Below are 679 nucleotides of genomic sequence, written 5' to 3'. Positions count from 1 at the left end.
CCAGGCGCTGACCCCGGCCTTCGTGGTCAACTTCAACCAGAACGGGCGCCAGCGCTACATGCAGGTGAGCATCACCATGCAGGCGCGCAACCAGGCAGACCTGGATGCACTCAAGGTGCACATGCCGGTCATCCGCAACAACCTGGTGATGATGTTCTCCGGGCAGGGCTTCGACGCCCTCGCCAGCAGCCCTGTCGGCCAGGAAATGCTGCGCCAGAAGGCCACTGCCGTGGTCCAGGAAGTGGCGCAGAAGGAACTTGGCAAGCCGGTCATCGACCAGCTGCTGTTCACCAATTTCGTATTGCAGTAGGAGTCCGCCATGGCCGTACAGGACCTGCTGTCCCAGGATGAAATCGATGCCCTGTTGCACGGCGTCGACGACGGGCTGGTGCAGACCGAGACCGCCGCGGAGCCCGGCAGTATCAAAAGCTACGACCTGACCAGTCAGGACCGTATCGTGCGCGGTCGCATGCCGACCCTGGAAATGATCAACGAGCGTTTCGCCCGTTACACCCGCATCAGCATGTTCAACCTGCTGCGCCGCTCGGCCGACGTGGCCGTGGGTGGCGTGCAGGTGATGAAGTTCGGCGAGTACGTGCACTCGCTGTATGTGCCGACCAGCCTGAACCTGGTCAAGATCAAGCCATTGCGTGGCACCTCGCTGTTCATTCTCGACGCC

Annotated in this window: 2 protein-coding genes; both read left to right on the top strand. The window is 62.0% G+C overall.

All coding sequences use genetic code 11. The features are described from left to right. Positions 1-310: flagellar basal body-associated FliL family protein (locus tag GYA94_RS25660; protein ID WP_174824209.1), on the top strand; the 310-nt coding region annotated here is incomplete at its 5' end. A 9-nt stretch (positions 311-319) separates the two neighbouring features. After that, a partial coding sequence (locus GYA94_RS25655) for a flagellar motor switch protein FliM (RefSeq protein WP_498072225.1) occupies positions 320-679 on the top strand: 360 nt, incomplete at its 3' end.

This window comes from Pseudomonas juntendi, assembly GCF_009932375.1.
Taxonomy (GTDB): domain Bacteria; phylum Pseudomonadota; class Gammaproteobacteria; order Pseudomonadales; family Pseudomonadaceae; genus Aquipseudomonas; species Aquipseudomonas juntendi.
This window is presented reverse-complemented; position numbering and strand designations above follow the sequence as displayed.